Here is a 2,577-nt window from a genome sequence, read left to right as displayed (position 1 = left end):
GTAGGATTCGAACCTACGACCGATCGGTTAACAGCCGATAGCTCTACCACTGAGCTACTGTGGAATAAAATTATGTAATCACTGAAGCGACATTTAATAATTTATCATAGCATTATGTTTTCGTCAATAGTTTTTTCTGTTTTTTTTAGAGGGAATTTCTGAAATAAGATAGAAATAGGTGAAAGTAGCAATCATGGCTACTTTCACCTTTCTAATATTTAGTGTTTTTGTCTATCGTCTAAAACTTCATCTGCTATATTAACAGCATGGTCTCCAATACGCTCTAGGTTACTAATAATGTCAGCAAAAACTATGCCAGCCGCTCCTGTACACGCACCTTCATTTAGACGAATTATGTGTTTTTTACGAAACTTTCTTTCCATTTTGTCAATTTCGTTTTCTTTCTGTACAACATTTAATGCTGCTTCTCGATCCATCTTTTCTAATGCGATAACAGCCTCTTTCACTGTACTTATCGTTAAATCAAACATATTATTAAGATCAATCATTCCCTGTTCGGTAATATCTACTTTATTAGATATTTTATAATTAACTAATTCAATAATATTCTCAAAGTGATCTCCAATCCTTTCGATATCACGAACAGAATTCATAAGTGCGGAATGCTCATTTCTCTCAGTTTCCGAAAAATTAGTTGCTGACAATTCAACAAGATAAGATGTAATTTCTCTATCTAAATTATTTAGAGCACCTTCAATTTGTAAGGCCAAATCTGAATTTTTATTGTGTTGTTTATTTAGATACAAGCTAGTTTCTTCCAAACCCTTTGTAGCATATTCACCCATTCGAATAACTTCTGCTTTTGCTTGATCTAAAGCCACTGATGGTGATTGAACAATAAATATTGGATCCAGATGTTTTGGTTTATATTCCACTTCGACATCTTCACCAGGAATAATCTTGGTAACAATCAAAGCTAAAAGACCTATAAATGGAAATTGGATTAAGGTATTTAATACATTGAAAATACCATGTGCATAAGCAATAGTCATTGCAGGATTTAAATCCATGATGTTTTGTATATATTCGATGAACATACTATAAAAGTTAATAAATATTAAAACTACTGTTGCGCCAAGCACATTAAATATAACATGAGTCAGTGCAGCACGTTTAGCAGCTACAGTAGCCCCAATTGAAGCTAATACTGCTGTAATTGTTGTACCAATGTTATCCCCAAATAACACAGGTAAAGCTGCCTTTATTTCAATTGCTCCTTCAAGCATCAAACTTTGTAAAATACCAATGGTGGCACTTGAACTTTGAACAATGACTGTAAATACAGTACCGATTATCACACCGAGAATGGGGTTGTTCGACATACTAACAGTTAAATCATGAAAAGCTTCTACTTCTCGCAATGGTTTTAGTCCTGAGCTCATTAATTCTAGACCAAAGAATAGTGAACCAAAACCAAAAATAGCAATACCTATATTTGTAACCTTAATATTTTTTATAAAAAATATTAGCAATGCTCCAACACCCATAATTGGTAGTGCATATGCACCAAGGTCAAAACCAATGATAAATGCTGTTACAGTAGTACCAATATTGGCACCCATGATCACTCCGATAGATTGTCGCAAAGTCATAAATCCAGCGTTCACCAAACCAACTGTTAATACAGTAGTACCTGAACTAGACTGAATTAAGATAGTAACAATAATCCCAGCTAAAACGCCCATAAAAGGATTACTTGTAAATTTATCAAGAATATCACGCAAGCGATCACCTGCCGATTTTTGTAACCCTTCTCCCATATACTTAATCCCTAGAAGAAAGATACCTAAACCAGCAACAAATTCAAAAATCATAGCTTGTACATTTACATCCAACAGTGTTCATCCCTTCTCACAAATCTTTGTCTCTCTTTAGTATGACCAATGTGTCGAAAGTATTGCCTTCTTTCCCGTTTATTTTCTATATCTACAGTTCCAACGACAAAATCAGACAAAATCTCCTACGCACACCACCTCATTATTAATTATTTATTGAGGTTTTGTAAAGGAATTTTTTTAAAATTTACAAAACCTTAACAAACAATTTCATTATAACAACATTCGAACATAATAATAGTCTTTTTGACAAAATTTTTGATCTTTTTGTAAGAAGTTTATTTTTCAATAAATGGTACTGTGTTCATTTCTATTATATCTATTCACAATAGCTCACTTCCACTTAGAATATACAAAGCGCAAACCTACGTAATTACTCGCCAGAAATGTTATAAAATAAGAAGAACTGAGCAAACACGCTCAGCCCTTATCATAAATGCTAAAGATATACGCTTCCTCTAACAGCTATTATGGCATTATATTAACTGCTTGACCACCACTCCGGCTGCCCATTTGGGGGCTTGCCCTTCAAGTGGGTGCATTTGTTATTATCAAGCTCTGCAACGCTAACATGAGGTAACACGGGTGTTTTTACCCACAAATAGCGATTTTCAACTTGTCCATTGAAAAGGTCAACTTATTACTTATGACTAGAGTTGTTGCACCTGCTTATAGAGGAGAATCCTGCGGGAATAGCGCGAGCCGAAAATCCACTTTGCAA

The 2,577-nt window shown here is 34.3% G+C and carries 1 protein-coding gene; it reads right to left on the bottom strand.

Annotated elements, in window-relative coordinates:
* Window positions 1-218 precede the first annotated feature (218 nt).
* A complete protein-coding gene (locus GH715_RS21085) occupies window positions 219-1,856 on the bottom strand; it encodes a Na/Pi cotransporter family protein (protein ID WP_153835913.1) in 1,638 nt (545 codons plus the stop codon).
* Between the last annotated feature and the right edge of the window lie 721 nt (window positions 1,857-2,577).

Source organism: Gracilibacillus thailandensis (assembly GCF_010994055.1).
In the GTDB taxonomy this organism is placed as follows: Bacteria; Bacillota; Bacilli; order Bacillales; family Amphibacillaceae; genus Gracilibacillus; species Gracilibacillus lacisalsi.
The sequence above is the reverse complement of the archived record's forward strand: the minus strand, read 5'-3'. Positions and strand labels throughout refer to the sequence as shown.